A 17,220-nucleotide genomic window follows, 5' to 3' on the forward strand; every position below is an offset into this window, starting at 1 on the left:
AAGCTTCCTTGTTGATCAGTGAATCAGGCTGCGGTCAGCAGGCCCTGGCGTTCGATGAAGGCAATGATTTCTTCTAGGCCCTGACCGGTTTTCTGGTTGCTGAACACGAACGGCTTGCCGTTGCGCATGCGTTGGGTGTCGCTGTTCATCATCTCCAGCGAGGCGCCGACCAGCGGCGCGAGGTCGATCTTGTTGATCACCAGCAGGTCGGATTTGCAAATGCCGGGCCCGCCCTTGCGGGGCAGCTTGTCGCCGGCCGACACGTCGATCACGTAGATGGTCAGGTCGGACAGCTCCGGGCTGAAGGTCGCGGACAGGTTGTCGCCACCGGACTCCACCAGAATCAGGTCCAGCCCCGGAAAGCGCCGGTTCAGCTGATCCACCGCTTCTAGGTTGATCGAGGCGTCTTCGCGGATCGCGGTGTGCGGGCAGCCGCCGGTTTCCACGCCGATGATGCGTTCCGGCGCCAGGGCTTCGTTGCGCACCAGAAAGTCGGCGTCTTCGCGGGTGTAGATGTCGTTGGTCACCACCGCCAGGTTGTAGCGTTCGCGCAGGGCCAGGCACAGGGCCAGGGTCAACGCGGTTTTGCCGGAACCGACCGGGCCGCCGATGCCGACGCGCAGGGGTTGTGTGTTCATGTGATTCTCCAGATAAAAGGCCCTAGGAACGGAACAGGCGGCTGTACTGGCGCTCATGGGCCATGCACGCCAGGGACAGACCGAACGCGGCGCTGCCGAGGTGTTCGGGATTGATTCGGGTGGCGTCCTGCTGAGCCTGTTGCAGCAGTGGTAACAGTTCGCTGGTCAGGCGCTGGGCGGCTTGCTGGCCCAGCGGCAGGGTTTTCATCAACACCGCGAGCTGATTTTCCAGCCAGCTCCACAGCCACGCGGCGAGGGCGTCCTGCGGGCTGATCTGCCAGGCGCGCGCGGCCAGTGCCCAGCACAGGGCCAGGTGCGGTTCAGCGCAGTGTTCGAGAAAGGCCCGCGCGGGCTGATCGAGTTCGGGCAGGCCGTTGAGCAATTGCTGCAGCGAGTAGCCCATCTGCCGGCTCTCCAGGTGCAGCTCGCGGGTTTCGCGGCTGGCGCGATGGCTTTCGCAGAGCTTGCGCAATTCTTCCCAGTGTTCGTCCGCGGCGGCCTGGCAATGGGCGAGCAGCATGGGCGCCTCGAACCGCGCGAGGTTGAGCAGCAATTGATCGCTGATCCAGCGACGGGCGCTGTTCGGGCTGTCGACGCGGCCGTTATCCACAGCCATTTCCAGGCCCTGGGAATAGCTGTAGCCGCCAATCGGCAATTGCGGACTGGCCAGGCGCAGCAGCGCCCAGGCCGGGTTCACAAACGGACGCCGAACTGATGGAGTTTCGGCGCATAGTTGAAGTCCTCGTCACCGTGTCGCGAATGATGATGGCCGCCACCGTAGGCACCGTGTTCCGGCTGGAATGGCGCTTCGATCGATTCGACCTGCGCGCCCAGCTGTTCAAGCATCGCCTTGAGCACGTAGTCGTCGAGCAGCCGCAGCCAGCCGTCACCGACTTGCAGCGCGACGTGGCGATTGCCCAGGTGATAGGCCGCGCGGGTCAGTTCAAAGGCATTGGCGCAGGTGACGTGCAGCAGTTGTTCGGGGCGGGCGCAGACCCGGACGATCCGGCCATCTTCGGCTTGCAGGCATTCGCCGTCATACAGCGGCGGTTGACCGCGCTCCAGAAACAGTCCGACGTCCTCGCCTTCGGCACTGAAACAGCGCAGGCGGCTTTTGCTCCTGGCTTCGAAGGTCAGGTGCAACTCGGCGGCCCAGACGGGTTGGGGGTCGATTCTGCGGTGAATCACCAGCATCGGAAAGCTTCCAGCAGTGGACAATGCTCAGGCTAGAGCAAGGGGCTTGCCAATCGGACGAAGCGTAGGAAAACCCTGTCGGAGACTAGTGGATGTTTCAAGATGTTGCAGGATTGTGGGGTGTTTTGGTGCATGAAGTTTTTTACATGCACCAAACAAGAGCCGGTGTGGGAGCGAGCTTGCTCGCGATGGCGTCCGCCCAGTCATATAGAGTTGACTGACACACCGCTATCGCGAGCAAGCTCGCTCCCACAGGGTATTAGGGCTGGAGAGGAATTATTCGGTACTACCAAGCCCTTGCCAGTGCTTCAAACCGATAAAGATGAAGCGCAACTGCTGGGTGATCTTCGCCTGTGGCGTCAGATGCTCGGGCAGGGCTTCGGCGGGTGGGTCGATGATGTCCGGCAGGGTGGCGAACACCGATTTGACGATCAGGTCGGCCATAACGCTCAGGCCCTCGCGATTGAGGTGCTGGAGCTTGGGCATCAACGCCAGATCCGCCGCCAGGTCGGAGCTGATGTCTTCACGCAAACGGCCAATGGCCTGACGCACCGGCAACGATCCGCCGTACTGCTCGCGGGCCAGAAACAGGAATTGCGAACGGTTGGCGCTGACCACGTCGAGGAAGATTCGCACCGACGCATCGATGATCCCGCCCATGACGAATTCGTTGTGGCGGACCAGGCGGATGGTTTCGCGGAAGGTCTGGCCGACTTCACTGACCAGCACCAGGCCGAGTTCGTCCATGTCGGCGAAATGCCGGTAGAAACCGGTGGGCACGATGCCGGCGGTTTTCGTCACTTCACGCAGGCTCAGGCTGCCGAATCCTCGGCCGCTTTCCATCAAGTGGCGGGCAGCGTCCATCAGGGCGTTGCGGGTCTGTTGTTTCTGTTCGGCGCGGGGCAGCATCGCAAGGGTGTGTTCTTAAGCAAGACAAGCGCCGCACTCTAGCAAATCGGCTTTGTCGGCGTCGAACGGCAGCGGGGGAGATGGAGCAGGGAAATCGCGACTTCTTTATACAGGCTGCTGAAAAGTCAAAAGCCCAATCCGGGGATTGGGCTTTTTTTCCAGGCCGCCATGGGCTTAGCTCAAAGCGCTGTTGCGTTCGATCACACGGTCACCACCACCTTCGGCCAGGGTTTGACCTTGTGGGGTCTTGTCGTAGCCGTCAGCAGCCAGGGTTTGACCTTGTGGGGTACGGTCGCCGCCGTCAGAAGCCAAGGTTTGACCTTGTGGAGTGCGATCCGAGCCGTCTTGAACCAGACCTTTCTCTTCCAGACGATCACGGCCGCCTTCAGCTACGGTTTGACCTTGTGGGGTTTTGTCATAGCCATCTTGAACCAGACCTTTTTCTTCCAGACGGTTGCGACCGTTTTCAGCCAGGGTCTGACCTTGTGGAGTGCGGTCACCGCCATCAGCAGCAACGGTTTGGCTGAACACCGAGTGGCTGGTTTTGACTTGCGGAGTCGCTTGATCGGCAGCTGGCAGAGCGAAAGCGGTGCTGGCCAGCATCGAGAGGGTAAGGCTAAGCAGAAGTTGGCGTTTCATGATGGGTTGCTCCTTGGGAGGGCGATAAAGTGGGTACGAAGCTAATGCTACTCTCGATAAGTCGATATAAAAGTTCATAAACACAATGGTAATAATCAACAGAATTGATTGTTCGCTTGGGAGGCTCTAGCTCGGGCGTTTCAGGCGGACGGTTTTGCACTGCGGTGGGTATTTTCCACCCACTCGCGCCCCGCAAAAGTGCGGGTCCGGTAACGCCAACTCGACCGATCGGTCAGAATGGCGACCGTTTTTTCCCCTCGATGGGGCTTTGGATTAAACCTGCGGGCTGTTTGTCAGTCACAGATTTCATGAGGGCCATCACGGCCCGCCGTTTCAGCTGCGTCGTGCCAATGGATGCAGTCGTCTTCAGGAGCTTTGTGCAATGACGCGCACGCGTAAAATCTTCGTCTGGACCTTCGCCACCCTCGTGCTGCTTCTGGCGGTGCTGGTGCTGATCATCGTGTTCTTCGACTGGAACCGGATCAAACCGCCGCTCAACGCCAAAGTCTCGGAAGAATTGCATCGACCGTTCGCCATCAACGGCAACCTGTCGGTGGTCTGGCGGCGCGAACTCGACGAGGGCGGCTGGCGCGTCTGGGTGCCATGGCCGCATGTGGTGGCCGAAGACCTGACGCTGGGCAATCCGGATTGGTCGAAGCAACCGCAGATGGTCACCCTCAAAAAGGTCGAGCTGCGCATCTCGCCGCTGGCCTTGCTGGCGCAACGGGTGACGATTCCACGGATCGACCTGACCGAACCCAACGCGCAATTGCAGCGCCTGGCCGACGGCCGCGCCAACTGGACGTTCAAGTTCGACCCCAAGGATCCGAATGCCGAACCTTCGAACTGGGTGGTGGACATCGGTGCCATCAGTTTCGACAAGGGCCACGTCACCCTGGATGACCAGACCCTCAAGACCAATCTCGACCTGCTGATCGATCCGCTGGGCAAGCCGATTCCGTTCAGCGACATCGTCGGTGACAAAGCCGCGAAAACTGCGCAGGACAAGGGCGGCGCTCCGCAGGATTATGCCTTTGGCCTGAAAGTCACCGGCCAGTACCACGGCCAGAAACTCGCCGGCCAGGGCAAGATCGGCGGCTTGCTGGCCCTGCAGGACGCGAGCAAACCGTTCCCGTTGCAGGCCCAGGCGAAGATCGGCGACACCAGCATCGAACTCGCTGGCACCCTCACCGATCCGCTGAATCTCGGCGCCCTCGATCTGCGCCTGAAACTGGCGGGCGCCAGCCTCGGCAATCTGTATCCGTTGACCGGCGTGACCCTGCCGGACACCCCGCCTTATGCCACCGACGGCCATTTGATCGCCAAGCTGCATGAGCCGGGCGGCGCGCAGTTCCGCTATGAACAGTTCAACGGCAAGATCGGCAGCAGCGACATCCATGGTGATCTGGCTTACGTCGCCAGTCAGCCACGGCCCAAGCTGAGTGGCGCGCTGCTGTCCAATCAACTGCTTTTTGCCGACCTCGCGCCGCTGATCGGTGCTGACTCCAACGCCAAGCAGAAGGCCCGTGGCGGCGAGAGCAAGCAGCCGGCGGACAAGGTGCTGCCGGTTGAAGAGTTCAAGACCGAGCGCTGGCGCGACATGGATGCCGACGTCGAATTCACCGGCAAACGCATCGTCCACAGCGAAGAACTGCCGTTCACCGACCTCTATACCCACCTCAAACTCAACGACGGCGAACTGAGTCTGGAGCCACTGCGTTTCGGCGTGGCCGGCGGCAACCTTGATGCGCAGATCCGCCTCAATGGCCGCACTGAGCCGCTGGAAGGCCGGGCAAAATTGACCGCGCGCAAGTTCAAGCTCAAACAGCTCTTCCCGACCTTCGAACCGATGAAAACCAGTTTCGGCGAGCTTAACGGCGATGCCGATATCGCCGGTCGCGGCAACTCGGTGGCCAAACTGCTGGGTGGCGCCAACGGCAACCTGAAAATGCTGATCAACGACGGCGCGATCAGTCGCGAGTTGATGGAGCTGGCAGGGCTCAATGTCGGCAACTATGTGGTCGGCAAAATCTTTGGCGACAAGGAAGTGAAGATCAACTGCGCGGCGGCGGACTTCGACATCAAGACCGGCCTGGCGAGCACGCGGCTGTTTGTGTTCGACACCGAGAACGCAATCATCTACATCGACGGCACGGCGAACATGGCCACCGAGCAACTGGATCTGACGGTGACGCCGGAATCCAAGGGCTGGCGTCTGATTTCCCTGCGTTCGCCGTTGTACGTGCGTGGCAAGTTCATCAAGCCGGATGCCGGGGTGAAAGCGGTGCCGTTGATTCTGCGCGGCGCGGGGATGGTGGCGTTGGGCGTGATCGCTGCGCCGGCGGCGGGACTGCTGGCGCTGGTGGCGCCGAGTGGTGGCGAGCCTAACCAGTGCGCGCCATTGCTGGAGCAGATGAAGGCGGGCAAGGCGCCGGTGACTGTCAAACCTACTAAATGATCGGTGATTGACAGGGCCTCTTCGCGAGCAGGCTCGCTCCCACATTTGGAATGCATTTCAAGTGTGGGAGCGAGCCTGCTCGCGAAGAGATTTTCGCCAGAATTACAGGTCTTTCAGGATGTCGGCCATGTCATCCGCATGCTCTTCTTCCTGAGCCAGGATGTCTTCGAAGATCCGGCGGGTGGTCGGATCCTTTTCGCCGATGTACTGGATGATCTCGCGGTAGCTGTCGATGGCGATCCGCTCGGCCACCAGGTCTTCGTAGACCATTTCCTTCAAGGTGTTGCCGGCCACGTATTGCGCGTGGGACATCTTCGACAGCAGGTCAGGGTTGAATTCGGGCTCGCCGCCCAGTTGCACGATGCGCTCGGCGAGACGGTCGGCGTGTTCGGCTTCCTGAGTGGCGTGCTCGAGGAATTCGTCGGCGGCGACGTTGGCTTTCAGGCCGTTGGCCATGAAGTAGTGGCGCTTGTAGCGCAGGACGCAGACCAGTTCAGTGGCCAGCGATTCATTGAGCAGGCGCAGCACTTCTTCACGGTTGGCGCTGTAGCTTTCGGTCACCGCGCCATTTTCCACGTGCTGGCGTGCGCGCTCGCGCAGGGTTTGAACATCAGACAAATGCAGGTCACTCATTTCAGTCTCCTGGAGGCTAATCCGATTGGCGTCACGTTCTGCTGACGTGATCGTTACCAGGTTGTGAGTGATGAGCGCTGCAAAAAGTTTTGTCGGATTCAGCGCGGAGCATGCCCGGACAGTTCTGCTTCTTCGCGAAGCCAGGCAAAAAACGCCTTCACCGGTGGATGCCGCTCACGGCCCGGTACGCAAAGCGCGCTGTAACCGGCGCCGTCGACCTGTACCTCGCCCTTGTACGGCACCAGCAGACCGCTGGCGACGCTCTCCGACACCAGAATGTTGCTCGCCAGCACCAGCCCTTGTCCGGCAATGGCCGCTTGCAGCGCGTAATGCTCTTCGTCGTATTCACGGACTGCCGGGTGCTGATTGAGCCAGTTCTCGCCCGACTGCGCGCACCAGGCTTCCCAGCCGTGGGCGTACAGTTTGGAGTTGTGCCAGCGCACGCTGATCAACGCCGGTGTGCGACGGGCGGCCAGCGCCACTTGTTCCGGCGAGCCGTACACGCCGAACGATTCATCGAACAGACACAACCCGTAGAGGTTCGGGTAATCGTCGAGGCTGTAGCGCAACACCAGATCGACGCTGGCGTCCTGATGCAGATCGATCACTTCGCAATGGGTGTCGAGTCGCACATTGATGTTCGGATGCTTCGCGTAAAACCGCCCCAGTCGCGGCACCAGCCACAGCGCGGCAAAAGCAGCGGTGGTCGACAGCGTCAGGCTGCTGCCGCTGCGTTGCGGGCGCAGGGTGTCGACGCTTTGCGCCACTTCCAGAAACGCGCCGTGCAGGCTGCGAAACAGTCGCTCGCCACCCTCGGTCAGGCGCACCTGACGCGGCAGGCGTTCGAACAGCGCCACGCCGAGCCAGTCCTCCAGCGAGCGGATCTGATGGGAAATCGCCGTCGGCGTCACCGCCAGCTCTTCGGCGGCCGCCTTGAAACTCAGCAGACGTGAGGCGGATTCGAACGCGCGCAGGGCGGTCAGGGGCAAGGCAGCGAACATGAAAACTCCACGGATGAAATCAATTCATCCCGAATGATTTTTGCTCATTTGAGGCGATGAAGTGATGCCTGCAATCTGGCGCCACACAGTCACTCAAGTCTAGTCCCAAGGAGATTCAGATGAGCAAGATTCTTGCGATCCATGCCAGCCCTCGCGGTGAGCGTTCCCATTCGCGGCGCCTGGCCGAGAGTTTTCTCAGCGCCTGGCAAGTCCGTCACCCACAGGCTCAGGTCACCCGTCGTGAGGTGGGGAGGGCGTTGATTCCGGCGGTGAATGAAGCGTTTGTCGCGGCGGCGTTTTATCCGGAGCCCGAGGCTCGGCCGCTGACGATGCAGGCCGATCTGGCCCTCAGCGATCAACTGGTGGACGAGTTGTTCGATCACGACCTGCTGCTGATTTCCACGCCGATGTACAACTTCAACGTGCCCAGCGGCCTCAAGGCCTGGGTCGATCAGATCGTGCGTCTGGGCCTGACGTTCGACCATACGCTGGACAACGGCATCGCCCAGTACACGCCGTTGTTGCACGGCAAGAAGGCGCTGATCGTCACCAGTCGCGGCGGTTTCGGATTCGGCCCGGGCGGTGAGCTGGAGGCGCTGAACCACGCTGATCCATGGCTGCGCACGGCATTGGGTTTTATCGGCATCAACGACGTCACGGTGGTCGCGGCCGAGGGCGAGGAATCCGCCGAGCGCACCTTCGCGGTGTCGGTGGCCGAGGCCGAGCAGCGCTTGCTCGACCTGGCTCGGGAGTTCTAGGTGGCCTGGCTGTTTCTGCTGATCGCGGCCGGGTTCGAGGTCACCTTCGCCATGGGCATGAAGTACGCCGAGGGTTTCACCCGGCTGTGGCCGTCGCTGATCACCGTGGTTGCGGCGGTGGGCGGGGTGTACTTCCTGACCCTGGCGATGCGCGAGTTGCCGGTGAGCATCGCCTACCCGATCTGGACCGCTATCGGTTCGCTCGGCACGGTGTTTCTCGGTTTCGCGTTGCTGGGCGAGAGCCTGACGCTGGTGAAGTTGCTGTCGGTGGGGCTGATTGTGGCGGGGGTGGTGGGGCTGAAGTAGGCTGGTCGTGGAGTTGTCATCATCGAGGAGGATGCTTGGCGGGCATTTTGCACGCCCTGCATTCACTCACCGACCACAAGGATGTTTGCCCATGTCGCAAGATTCGGCCACACGTTATCCACTGGTGCTGGTGCCGGGAATGCTCGGATTCATCCGTCTGGTGCTGTACCCGTACTGGTACGGGATCATCAAAGCGTTGCGCCGGGGTGGTGCGACAGTGATTGCGGTGCAGGTGTCGCCTCTCAATTCCACCGAAGTGCGTGGGGAGCAGTTGCTGGCGCGCATCGATGAAATCCTGCGCGAGACTGGTGCGGCGAAGGTCAATCTGTTCGGCCATAGCCAGGGCTCGCTGACGGCGCGTTACGCGGCGGCCAAGCGTCCGGATCTGGTGGCGTCGGTCACGTCGGTGGCCGGGCCCAATCACGGTTCGGAACTGGCCGATTATCTGGAGAAACACTATCCGGCGGACAGCGCCAAGGGCCGCCTCCTCGAGGCGCTGTTGCGTTTTGTCGGCTGGCTGATGGCGCTTTTGGAGACCGGTTATCACGGGCCGAAACTTCCGGTGGATATCCACGCTTCGCACCATTCCCTGACCACCGAAGGCGTGGCGCTGTTCAATCAGCGTTATCCACAGGGCTTGCCTGATACCTGGGGCGGGCAGGGGCCGGAAGAGGTCAACGGCGTGCGTTATTACTCATGGTCCGGCACCTTGCAGCCGGGCAAGACCGATCGCGGTGGCAACCTGTTCGATGGCACCAATCGCAGTTGCCGGTTGTTCGCCAAAACCTTCGTGCGCGAGCCGGGGCAGTGCGACGGCATGGTCGGACGCTACAGCTCGCACCTGGGTACGGTCATCGGCGATGACTACCCGATGGATCACTTCGACATCGTCAACCAGTCGCTGGGACTGGTCGGCAAAGGCGCGGACCCGGTGCGGCTGTTCGTCGAGCATGCCGCGCGGTTGAAAGCTGCCGGGGTTTAACCGTTAAACCGAGGTATCGTTCTTCGCGAGCAAGCTCGCTCCCACAGGGGAACGCATTCCAAATGTGGGAGCGACGGTGCGACGATTCGACTTGCTCGCGAAGAGGCCAGATCAGGCGACGCTGAGTTTGCGGCCGAGGACGGTGGTCCAGCGTTCGGAAAGAATCACCCCGCCCAGCGTCAGCAAGCCACCGACCAGGTGATACATCGCCAGTTGTTCCTTCAATACCACCGCTGCAATCAGCGCGGTGATCAACGGCAGCAGGTTGAAGAACAGCGTGGTCCGGCTCGGGCCCAGACGCTGCACAGCCTGCATCCACGCCAGCGGCGCGAGCATCGAGGCCAGCAGGCACGCGTACAGCACCAGCGGAATGTTCTGCAGGGTCAGGCCGGTTTTCGGCGACATGGCGTACAGCGGAAACAGCACCACCACCGCAACCAGCACCTGCAAATACAACAACACTAACGGCGGCAGACGCAGCTGCCATTTTTTCAGCAGGGTGCTGTAGATCGCGTAGGCGAGGGTGGCGATCAGCATCATCGCGTCACCCAGGTTCACGCCGTGTTGCAGCAATGCGCCGAGGCTGCCGGACGACACCACCACCAGCACGCCGGCGAACGACAGCACCGCACCGACCAGCGCGCCGGCGGTCAGGCGCTGGCCGAGGCTGATGATTGCCATGGCCAGCGACATCAGCGGCATCAGCGACAGGATGATGCCCATGTTGGTGGCGCTGGTCATGGTTGCGGCGAAGTAGGCCAGGCTCTGATAGACCGCCATGCCGAGCACGCCAAGGATGAAGATCTTGCCCAGGTTCGGGCGGATCTGCGGCCAGTGTGCGATCACCTTCTTGAGCATGAACGGCGTGAACAGCAGACCGGCAAGCAGCCAGCGGTAGAAGCCGATCTCGGCGGGGAAGATCGCACCGACCGCAAGCTTGTTGATCACGGTGTTGCCGGCCCAGATGAAAATCGCCAGCAGGGGAAACGCGTATTGCATGGGAGGAGAAACCAGTACGTTGATGAACGGTGATTATCCCCTGTCTGGATGCAGGCCTATACTGCGAACCGGACAACCCGCCCCTGATTCCGGACAGCATGAACAGTAAACACATCGATCTGCTGGATTTCAGCGAACTGCCGTCGGCGGTGTATTTCCGCTATGCCGACTTCAACGCCCATGAATACGCCGCGCCGCACCGCCATCCGTGGGGCACGCTGGAGTACGCGGCCCACGGCGTGCTGCACATGGATGTCGACGGCAGCCGCTTCATGTCGCCGCCGCAATATGCGGTGTGGGTGCCGCCGCAGGTCGAGCACAGTTTCTACAGCCATCAGCCGGTCAATTACCGCGCGGTGTGTCTGGCGCCGGATGTCTGTTCCGATTTGCCGGCGCAGGCCTGCACCCTGGCGATCAGCGATATTCTCAAGGCGATCCTCAAGGACTTCGCCGCCCGCGATGTGAAGATCCCGGCGTTTGAAGCTGACCAGCGTCTGGCCCAGGTATTGGTGGATCAACTGCGCCAGGCGCCGGTTCACCAATGCTATTTGCCCTATGCCAGCAGCTCCGGATTGCTGACCATCCTCGAAACCCTGCAGGCCGAGCCCGGCAATAACGAGCCGCTGGCGCACTGGGCGGCGCAGGTGCATGTCAGCGAGCGCACCCTGGCCCGGCAATTTGTGCGGGAGTTGGGGATGAGTTTTGGCGAGTGGCGTCAGCGGTTGCGTTATCTCGCGGCGATCGAGGCGCTGGAGTCGGCGCGCAGTGTGCAGGAAATCGCTTTCGATCTCGGCTACAGCAGCGGCTCGGCCTTCATCGCCATGTTCGCCCGGCAGGCCGGGTGTACGCCGGAGCAATACCGGCGCAGCCATCTTGAGGGCAGGAAGGTGTAACAAGCTTTGACTACACTCAGCCAGAGGCCGCCTCCATCGAGGCGGCGACAAGGAGAAAACTCCATGAAGATGTTGCGTGTCCCTTTGTTGATGATCGGTCTGCTGCTGTGCTCCCAGGGGTTCGCCGCCACGGCGCAACAGAACAAGATGACCACCTGCAACGCCGACGCCACGGCCAAGAGCCTCAAGGGCGACGAGCGCAAAGCCTTCATGAGCACCTGCCTCAAGGCAGCCCCGGCGGCCAACGACGCCAAGGCCCTGACCCCGCAGCAACAGAAAATGAAAACCTGCAACGCCGATGCGGCCACCAAGGCGCTGACGGGTGATGCGCGCAAGACCTTCATGAGTGATTGCCTGAAGAAAAAATAAGCGCCGGAACTTTTGTGGTGAGTGTGCTGGCCCTTTCGCGAGCAAGCTCGCTCCCACACCGGATTCGTGAGCAACGCATTACAACTGTGGGAGCGAGCTTGCTCGCGAAGAGGCTGCTCGGGGCAGCGGCAATCTCAAACCCTGCATATCCCTAGTGCTCACCTCGGATCGCTGGCAGACTGCCAATCCTTTTACGCCGTTCGTTTTGAGGCTGTATGCCAACGTTTTCTGAGCGTCATGTAGTGTTCTGGGTCAGTTGCATCATCATTTTCGGCGGCCTGTTGCTGGTGTTGCCGTTGCGATTGTTGCCCAGTCTGTTGGCAGGATTGCTGGTATACGAGCTGGTCAACATGCTCACCCCGCAATTGCAACGGCTGATCGAACGCCGTCGGGCGCGCTGGCTGGCGGTGGCTCTGCTGGGCACGCTGGTGGTGAGTGTGCTGGCGCTGATCTTTGCCGGGGCCATCAGTTTCCTCTTGCACGAGGCGGAAAACCCCGGTGCGTCTCTCGATAAATTCATGGGCGTGGTCGACCGCGCGCGGGGGCAGTTGCCACCGTTTATCGACGCCTATCTGCCGGCCAGTGCCGCCGAATTCCGGGTGGCCATCGGCGAGTGGATGAGCAAGCACCTGGCCGACCTGCAACTGGTGGGCAAGGACGCGGCGCACATGTTCGTGACGCTGCTGATCGGTATGGTGCTGGGCGCGATCATCGCCTTGCAACGCGTGCCGGACGTCACCAAGCGCAAGCCGCTGGCGGCCGCACTGTTCGACCGTTTGCATCTGCTGGTCCAGGCGTTTCGCAACATTGTGTTCGCGCAGATCAAGATTTCCCTGCTCAACACTTTCTTCACCGGGATCTTCCTGGCGGTGATCCTGCCGCTGTTCGGCATCAAGCTGCCGCTGACCAAGACCCTGATCGTGCTGACCTTCCTGCTCGGTCTGTTGCCGGTGATCGGCAATCTGATGTCGAACACGCTGATCACCATCGTCGGCCTGTCGCTGTCGATCTGGGTGGCGATTGCAGCGCTGGGCTATCTGATCTTTATCCACAAGCTCGAATACTTTCTCAACGCGCGCATCGTCGGCGGGCAGATCAGTGCCAAGTCCTGGGAGTTGCTGCTGGCAATGCTGGTGTTCGAGGCCGCGTTCGGCCTGCCGGGAGTGGTGGCGGGGCCGATTTACTACGCGTATCTGAAGAGTGAGCTGAAACTGGGCGGGATGGTTTGATCCAGGCTTTGTAGCGTCTGAACCGGCCCTTTCGCGAGCAAGCTCGCTCCCACAGGTTCAATGTGATCCTGTGGGAGCGAGCTTGCTCGCGATTGGCAGCGCCGCAGAAACTGGATCAGTTTACTGAGCCGTAGCGTTTCATGGCTTCAATCGCCAGACCGCTACCAATGCTGCCGAAGATGTTGCCTTCAACATGCCGCGCGTTCGGCAGCATCGCCGAGACGCTGTTGCGCAGCGCCGGAATGCCGCTCGAACCACCGGTGAAGAACACCGTATCGACCTGACCCACCGCCACGTTGGCGTCCGCCAGCAACTGGGTGACGCTGGCGCGCACTCGTTCGAGCTGCGATTCGATGGCCGACTCGAACAACGCCCGGGTCAGTTCCACGCTCAGGCCCGACTCGATGCGGTCCAGCGGCACATGGCGGCTGTCGTTGTGGGTCAGCTGGATCTTGGTTTCTTCCACTTCCATCGCCAGCCAGTGCCCGGCGCGCTGTTCGATCAGCTTGAACAGACGGTCGATGCCGCCGGTGTCTTCGATGTCGTAGCGCATGCTGCCCAGGGCCAGGGTCGATTTCTGCGAGTACACCGAGTTGATGGTGTGCCAGGTCGCCAGGTTCATGTGGTGACTGGTCGGCATGAACGCGCCGCTCTTCATGCGGCTGCCGTAGCCGAACAGCGGCATCAGGCCTTGCAGGCTCAGCTGTTTGTCGAAGTCGGTCCCGCCGATGTGTACGCCGCCGGTGGCGAGGATGTCGTCGTGACGGTTATCCACACCGCGCCGCTCGGGCGACAGGCGTACCAGCGAGAAGTCCGACGTACCACCGCCGATGTCGACGATCAGGACCAGCTCTTCCTTTTCGATGGTCGACTCGTAGTCGAAGGCGGCGGCAATCGGCTCGTACTGGAACGAAACGTCCTTGAAGCCGAGCTTGCGCGCCACTTCCACCAGGGTGTCTTCGGCTTCCTGGTCAGCGAGCGGATCGTCGTCGACGAAGAACACCGGGCGGCCCAGCACCACTTGCTCGAACTCACGACCGGCGGCAGTTTCCGCGCGGCTCTTGAGCTGGCCGATGAACAGGCCGAGCAAGTCCTTGAACGGCATCGCGGTGCCGAGGACGCTGGTGTCGTGCTTGATCAGCTTGGAACCGAGCAGGCTCTTGAGCGAGCGCATCAGCCGGCCTTCGTAGCCTTCCAGGTATTCGTGCAGCGCCAGACGGCCGTAAACCGGACGGCGCTCTTCGATGTTGAAAAAGACCACCGACGGCAGGGTGATCTTGTCGTCTTCCAGCGCGATCATCGTTTCCACGCCGGGGCGCAGCCAGCCGACAGTGGAGTTGGACGTGCCGAAGTCGATGCCGCAGGCACGGGCTGGAGAGGCGTCTTTCATGGTCTTTCGGTTCCGGTCAAAAAAACGGCCGCGCAGTGTATGTCAGTGCGCAGCAGATTCGAAGGCCGGTCATCCGCTATTTCACGACTAAGCTTGCTTGAAAGTCGCCGCTTTGCCCCAAACTTGCTGGCATGGGCCGGCAGACATACCGGCGGTCGCAAGAACCGCCGTCCACTGCCGATAAACTTCTGCTGCGCCACCCGGTCACAACCTTGAGATCGGTCAACCGGCCTTGCGCGAATCGGCGCATGCTGGCAACGGCGCGAAATCGATAACGGATGGTGATTCCTTCGATGGACTTCAAAGACTATTACAAGATACTCGGCGTGGAGCCGACGGCTGACGACAAGGCGATCAAGGCTGCCTATCGCAAGCTGGCGCGCAAATACCACCCCGATGTCAGCAAGGAAAAGGACGCCGAGGCCAAGTTCAAGGACGCCTCGGAAGCCTATGAAGCGCTGAAAAGCGCCGACAAACGCGCCGAATATGACGACCTGCGCCGTTACGGCCAGCACGGTCAGCCGTTCCAGGGCCCGCCGGGCTGGCAGAGCCGTGGCGGCTTTGGCGGCGGCGGTGGCGATACGGGTGATTTCTCGGACTTCTTCAGTTCGATCTTCGGCAATCGCGGCCCCGGTTTCGGTGGCGGCGGTGGCCGGCAATCCCGCAGCGCCGGACGGCGAGGGCAAGACGTGGAACTGGAACTGCCGGTCTTTCTCGAAGAGACGCTTTCGAACGAATCAAAAAAGATCAGCTTCCAGGTGCCGCAATACAACGGTTCGGGCCAGCACGTCAGCAACACCAGCAAGAGCCTGAACGTGAAGATTCCGGCGGGCGTGACCGACGGCGAGCGCATTCGCCTCAAGGGCCAGGGCGCACCGGGCATCGGTGGCGGCGCCAATGGTGATCTGTACCTGACCATCCGTTTCGCGCCGCACCCGAAATTCGACGTTGAAGGTGAAAACCTGATCATCACCTTGCCGCTGGCACCGTGGGAGCTGGCGCTGGGCGCCGAAGTGGCCGTGCCGACCCTCACCGGCAAGATCAACCTCAAGGTCCCGGCCGGCAGCCAGAATGGCCAGCGCATGCGCGCCAAGGGCCATGGTCTGCAGAACAAGGCCGGCGAGCGCGGTTACCTGTTCGTCCAGCTCAAGGCTGTCATGCCGAAAGCCAACGGCGATGACGTCAAGGCGCTGTGGCAGGAGCTGGCAAAGAAGGCCGCCTTCAATCCGCGAGAGAACTTCTGATACTGACGACGGAGTAGCCCATCATGAGCAGCCCCCTGATCGTTCAACTGGACATGGCAGAATTCTGTGAGGCGGCCGACCTGTCGGACGTCTACGTGATCGAAATCGTCGAACACGGCATCCTCGAACCTCAGGGCGCGCAGCCCAGGGAGTGGCGCTTCACCGACTACGAACTGGCCCTGGCCAAACGCGCCGCCAAACTGCGGCGCGACCTTGACCTGGAATGGGAAGGCGTCGCCCTGGCGCTGGACCTGCTGGAAGAAGTGCAGGAACTGCGGGCCGAGAACCGGATGCTCCGTCAGCGTCTGGGGCGCCTGGTGGTCGAGTAGCGCTTCAAACCTGTCTGGGCAGCGTCACGCTGAACAGCGTTCCGTCGGCTTCGCTTGAACTGACTTCGATCGTCCCGCCGTGGGCGGTCACCACTTCCTTGACGATGAACAGACCCAGACCGAGGCTGGTCGACGGCTGGCCGAGCTCTTCGTCGGCACTGCGTACCAATGGATCGAAAATCGTGCCGATGGCCTCTTCGGGGATGGGGTTGCCGTAGTTTTGCACGCTCAGGTGAACGCTTCCCGAATCGCCCCGCAGCGTCACCAGAACCTCCCGCGGGTTTGAACCATGCTGCAAGGCATTGCCGATCAGGTTTTGCAGCAATTGATCGATCCGTCCGGCATCCCAGACGCCACGGGTGTCACCCTCGGTTTTCAGTGTTGGATCACATTCCGGATTGCCGGCGCAGGCTTCGGCGATCGCCGCTCGCGCCGCGTCGGCCAGGTCCATCGGTGCCGGTTCGATCGGCAGGCTTCTGCCCAGGCGGCTGCGTACCAGTTCCAGCAGGTCGCTGACCATCGCCGCCATGTGCCGCGCGCCTTGCTTGATGTTCAGCGCACAGGTCAGCGCATCGCCTTCAAGCGCCGTTTTGCGCATCAGCAATTCGGTGGACATGCTGACCGCTTGCAGCGGTGCGCGCAGGTCGTGACCGAGGATCGCGAGGAAAATGTCGCGCGAGCGGTTGACCTGCTCGGCGTAGGCAGCCGTCGATTCGGCGAGGGCTTCATCGATGGCTTCGTTGAAGCGGATCATGTCCTGAAAGTACGCCATGTCCGGCGATTCCAGACTGTTGACCCAGAGACGAATCACACAGGCACGCAAATGACGGAATTCGGACGTCATCTGCACCAGGTCGAAGCCTACCGTATGGCGTTGTTCTCCGTGGCTGGCACCGGCCAGATCCAGACTCGGGGTTTTGTCCGGGCCATCGCCCCTGGCCTTGGCACGTTGCTCGCTGGCAGTCTGCGCCGTGGTCATGTCCCGGGCGGTGGCCAGCAGAATGGCCTTTGCGTGATCGCGCAGTGCGGTACGGTCCAGATACTCGCTTGCCGGTGTGATGGTTCTGGCGAACTGCTCCCACTCTTCGACGATCCGGTCCATGTGCTGACGGATGAATTCGGGTAAACGCATGACAGGAGTCCTGAACAATCAGCAGGTGTCTGTCGATGGTAGACCCTTTGCGTCGCGACGCTAGTGCCGTTGGGACATGTAACTCATGTGGATAACTATCTACCACCGGCCGGGCAG

19 protein-coding genes are annotated in these 17,220 nt (G+C 61.4%); 9 read left to right on the forward strand and 10 right to left on the reverse strand.

What is annotated here, in order from left to right; all coding sequences use genetic code 11:
* Nucleotides 1-23: 23 nt before the first annotated feature.
* The 5 genes from ureG to N8H71_RS09395 form a co-directional block, all read right to left on the reverse strand.
* Nucleotides 24-638, reverse strand: coding sequence for an urease accessory protein UreG (ureG, locus tag N8H71_RS09375; RefSeq protein WP_008001031.1), 615 nt, complete (start codon nucleotides 636-638; stop codon nucleotides 24-26).
* 22 nt (nucleotides 639-660) lie between these two features.
* A complete protein-coding gene (locus N8H71_RS09380) occupies nucleotides 661-1,335 on the reverse strand; it encodes an urease accessory protein UreF (protein ID WP_262193760.1) in 675 nt (224 codons plus the stop codon).
* Nucleotides 1,332-1,832 carry an urease accessory protein UreE gene (ureE, locus tag N8H71_RS09385; protein ID WP_011332214.1) on the reverse strand — a complete coding sequence of 167 codons (501 nt, stop codon included), beginning with the start codon at nucleotides 1,830-1,832 and terminating at the stop codon, nucleotides 1,332-1,334. The genes N8H71_RS09380 and ureE overlap by 4 nt, the downstream gene beginning before the upstream one ends.
* A 276-nt stretch (nucleotides 1,833-2,108) precedes the next feature.
* Nucleotides 2,109-2,741: a TetR family transcriptional regulator gene (locus N8H71_RS09390; protein ID WP_007950628.1), complete on the reverse strand. Its 633-nt coding sequence runs from the start codon at nucleotides 2,739-2,741 to the stop codon at nucleotides 2,109-2,111.
* 174 nt (nucleotides 2,742-2,915) lie between these two features.
* Complete coding sequence (locus tag N8H71_RS09395; RefSeq protein WP_262193761.1) at nucleotides 2,916-3,380, reverse strand: hypothetical protein; 465 nt, start codon at nucleotides 3,378-3,380, stop codon at nucleotides 2,916-2,918.
* A 382-nt stretch (nucleotides 3,381-3,762) separates the two neighbouring features.
* Between N8H71_RS09395 and N8H71_RS09400 the strand changes: the two genes are divergently transcribed.
* A complete protein-coding gene (locus tag N8H71_RS09400; RefSeq protein ID WP_262193763.1) occupies nucleotides 3,763-5,838 on the forward strand; it encodes an AsmA family protein in 2,076 nt (691 codons plus the stop codon).
* A 102-nt stretch (nucleotides 5,839-5,940) separates the two neighbouring features.
* Here the strand turns inward: N8H71_RS09400 and N8H71_RS09405 are convergent, their stop codons facing one another.
* Both N8H71_RS09405 and N8H71_RS09410 read right to left on the reverse strand, forming a co-directional pair.
* Nucleotides 5,941-6,471, reverse strand: a complete 531-nt coding sequence (locus N8H71_RS09405; protein ID WP_064379129.1) for a ferritin-like domain-containing protein — start codon at nucleotides 6,469-6,471, stop codon at nucleotides 5,941-5,943.
* A 98-nt stretch (nucleotides 6,472-6,569) separates the two neighbouring features.
* Complete coding sequence (locus tag N8H71_RS09410) at nucleotides 6,570-7,472, reverse strand: LysR substrate-binding domain-containing protein (protein WP_262193764.1); 903 nt, start codon at nucleotides 7,470-7,472, stop codon at nucleotides 6,570-6,572.
* Between the two features lie 119 nt (nucleotides 7,473-7,591).
* Here N8H71_RS09410 and N8H71_RS09415 point away from each other — a divergent pair, with 119 nt between their 5' ends.
* The 3 genes from N8H71_RS09415 (at nucleotide 7,592) to N8H71_RS09425 (ending at nucleotide 9,518) form a co-directional block, all read left to right on the forward strand.
* A complete protein-coding gene (locus N8H71_RS09415) occupies nucleotides 7,592-8,230 on the forward strand; it encodes an FMN-dependent NADH-azoreductase (protein WP_262193765.1) in 639 nt (212 codons plus the stop codon).
* Nucleotides 8,231-8,536: a DMT family transporter gene (locus N8H71_RS09420; RefSeq protein ID WP_011332220.1), complete on the forward strand. Its 306-nt coding sequence runs from the start codon at nucleotides 8,231-8,233 to the stop codon at nucleotides 8,534-8,536.
* 91 nt (nucleotides 8,537-8,627) lie between these two features.
* Nucleotides 8,628-9,518: an esterase/lipase family protein gene (locus tag N8H71_RS09425; RefSeq protein WP_262193766.1), complete on the forward strand. Its 891-nt coding sequence runs from the start codon at nucleotides 8,628-8,630 to the stop codon at nucleotides 9,516-9,518.
* Between the two features lie 111 nt (nucleotides 9,519-9,629).
* Here N8H71_RS09425 and N8H71_RS09430 read toward each other — a convergent pair whose 3' ends face one another.
* Nucleotides 9,630-10,517, reverse strand: a complete 888-nt coding sequence (locus N8H71_RS09430; RefSeq protein WP_262193767.1) for a DMT family transporter — start codon at nucleotides 10,515-10,517, stop codon at nucleotides 9,630-9,632.
* A 98-nt stretch (nucleotides 10,518-10,615) separates the two neighbouring features.
* Here N8H71_RS09430 and N8H71_RS09435 point away from each other — a divergent pair, with 98 nt between their 5' ends.
* From N8H71_RS09435 to N8H71_RS09445, 3 genes are all read left to right on the forward strand, one after another.
* On the forward strand, nucleotides 10,616-11,410 hold the full coding sequence (locus N8H71_RS09435; RefSeq protein WP_262193768.1) for an AraC family transcriptional regulator: 795 nt from the start codon (nucleotides 10,616-10,618) through the stop codon (nucleotides 11,408-11,410).
* 63 nt (nucleotides 11,411-11,473) lie between these two features.
* Complete coding sequence (locus N8H71_RS09440; RefSeq protein WP_011332224.1) at nucleotides 11,474-11,779, forward strand: PsiF family protein; 306 nt, start codon at nucleotides 11,474-11,476, stop codon at nucleotides 11,777-11,779.
* A 215-nt stretch (nucleotides 11,780-11,994) separates the two neighbouring features.
* Nucleotides 11,995-13,008 (forward strand): AI-2E family transporter, encoded by a 1,014-nt coding sequence (locus N8H71_RS09445; protein ID WP_262193769.1) that lies wholly within the window; start codon nucleotides 11,995-11,997, stop codon nucleotides 13,006-13,008.
* Nucleotides 13,009-13,123: 115 nt separating this feature from the next.
* Here N8H71_RS09445 and N8H71_RS09450 read toward each other — a convergent pair whose 3' ends face one another.
* On the reverse strand, nucleotides 13,124-14,398 hold the full coding sequence (locus N8H71_RS09450; protein ID WP_262193770.1) for an Hsp70 family protein: 1,275 nt from the start codon (nucleotides 14,396-14,398) through the stop codon (nucleotides 13,124-13,126).
* A 293-nt stretch (nucleotides 14,399-14,691) separates the two neighbouring features.
* Here N8H71_RS09450 and N8H71_RS09455 point away from each other — a divergent pair, with 293 nt between their 5' ends.
* On the forward strand, nucleotides 14,692-15,642 hold the full coding sequence (locus N8H71_RS09455) for a DnaJ C-terminal domain-containing protein (protein ID WP_262193772.1): 951 nt from the start codon (nucleotides 14,692-14,694) through the stop codon (nucleotides 15,640-15,642).
* A 23-nt stretch (nucleotides 15,643-15,665) separates the two neighbouring features.
* The gene (locus N8H71_RS09460) at nucleotides 15,666-15,971 is read left to right on the forward strand and encodes a chaperone modulator CbpM (protein ID WP_115076375.1); all 306 of its coding nucleotides are present in this window, start codon (nucleotides 15,666-15,668) and stop codon (nucleotides 15,969-15,971) included.
* Nucleotides 15,972-15,975: 4 nt separating this feature from the next.
* Here the strand turns inward: N8H71_RS09460 and N8H71_RS09465 are convergent, their stop codons facing one another.
* Entirely contained in the window at nucleotides 15,976-17,103 is a 1,128-nt protein-coding gene (locus tag N8H71_RS09465) for a sensor histidine kinase (RefSeq protein ID WP_262193773.1), read from the reverse strand.
* Nucleotides 17,104-17,220 lie beyond the last annotated feature (117 nt).

The sequence above is a fragment of the Pseudomonas koreensis genome, from assembly GCF_025447595.1.
GTDB classification, from domain to species: Bacteria; Pseudomonadota; Gammaproteobacteria; order Pseudomonadales; family Pseudomonadaceae; genus Aquipseudomonas; species Aquipseudomonas koreensis_H.

Excerpts from the sequence above, each read along its gene's own strand:
- ureG (WP_008001031.1), bottom strand. The coding sequence starts at position 638 with ATGAACACACAACCCCTGCGCGTCGGCATCGGCGGCCCGGTCGGTTCC.
- ureE (WP_011332214.1), bottom strand. The coding sequence starts at position 1,832 with ATGCTGGTGATTCACCGCAGAATCGACCCCCAACCCGTCTGGGCCGCC.
- N8H71_RS09390 (WP_007950628.1), bottom strand. The coding sequence starts at position 2,741 with ATGCTGCCCCGCGCCGAACAGAAACAACAGACCCGCAACGCCCTGATG.
- N8H71_RS09395 (WP_262193761.1), bottom strand. The coding sequence starts at position 3,380 with ATGAAACGCCAACTTCTGCTTAGCCTTACCCTCTCGATGCTGGCCAGC.
- N8H71_RS09400 (WP_262193763.1), top strand. The coding sequence starts at position 3,763 with ATGACGCGCACGCGTAAAATCTTCGTCTGGACCTTCGCCACCCTCGTG.
- N8H71_RS09405 (WP_064379129.1), bottom strand. The coding sequence starts at position 6,471 with ATGAGTGACCTGCATTTGTCTGATGTTCAAACCCTGCGCGAGCGCGCA.
- N8H71_RS09410 (WP_262193764.1), bottom strand. The coding sequence starts at position 7,472 with ATGTTCGCTGCCTTGCCCCTGACCGCCCTGCGCGCGTTCGAATCCGCC.
- N8H71_RS09415 (WP_262193765.1), top strand. The coding sequence starts at position 7,592 with ATGAGCAAGATTCTTGCGATCCATGCCAGCCCTCGCGGTGAGCGTTCC.
- N8H71_RS09425 (WP_262193766.1), top strand. The coding sequence starts at position 8,628 with ATGTCGCAAGATTCGGCCACACGTTATCCACTGGTGCTGGTGCCGGGA.
- N8H71_RS09430 (WP_262193767.1), bottom strand. The coding sequence starts at position 10,517 with ATGCAATACGCGTTTCCCCTGCTGGCGATTTTCATCTGGGCCGGCAAC.
- N8H71_RS09435 (WP_262193768.1), top strand. The coding sequence starts at position 10,616 with ATGAACAGTAAACACATCGATCTGCTGGATTTCAGCGAACTGCCGTCG.
- N8H71_RS09440 (WP_011332224.1), top strand. The coding sequence starts at position 11,474 with ATGAAGATGTTGCGTGTCCCTTTGTTGATGATCGGTCTGCTGCTGTGC.
- N8H71_RS09445 (WP_262193769.1), top strand. The coding sequence starts at position 11,995 with ATGCCAACGTTTTCTGAGCGTCATGTAGTGTTCTGGGTCAGTTGCATC.
- N8H71_RS09450 (WP_262193770.1), bottom strand. The coding sequence starts at position 14,398 with ATGAAAGACGCCTCTCCAGCCCGTGCCTGCGGCATCGACTTCGGCACG.
- N8H71_RS09455 (WP_262193772.1), top strand. The coding sequence starts at position 14,692 with ATGGACTTCAAAGACTATTACAAGATACTCGGCGTGGAGCCGACGGCT.
- N8H71_RS09460 (WP_115076375.1), top strand. The coding sequence starts at position 15,666 with ATGAGCAGCCCCCTGATCGTTCAACTGGACATGGCAGAATTCTGTGAG.
- N8H71_RS09465 (WP_262193773.1), bottom strand. The coding sequence starts at position 17,103 with ATGCGTTTACCCGAATTCATCCGTCAGCACATGGACCGGATCGTCGAA.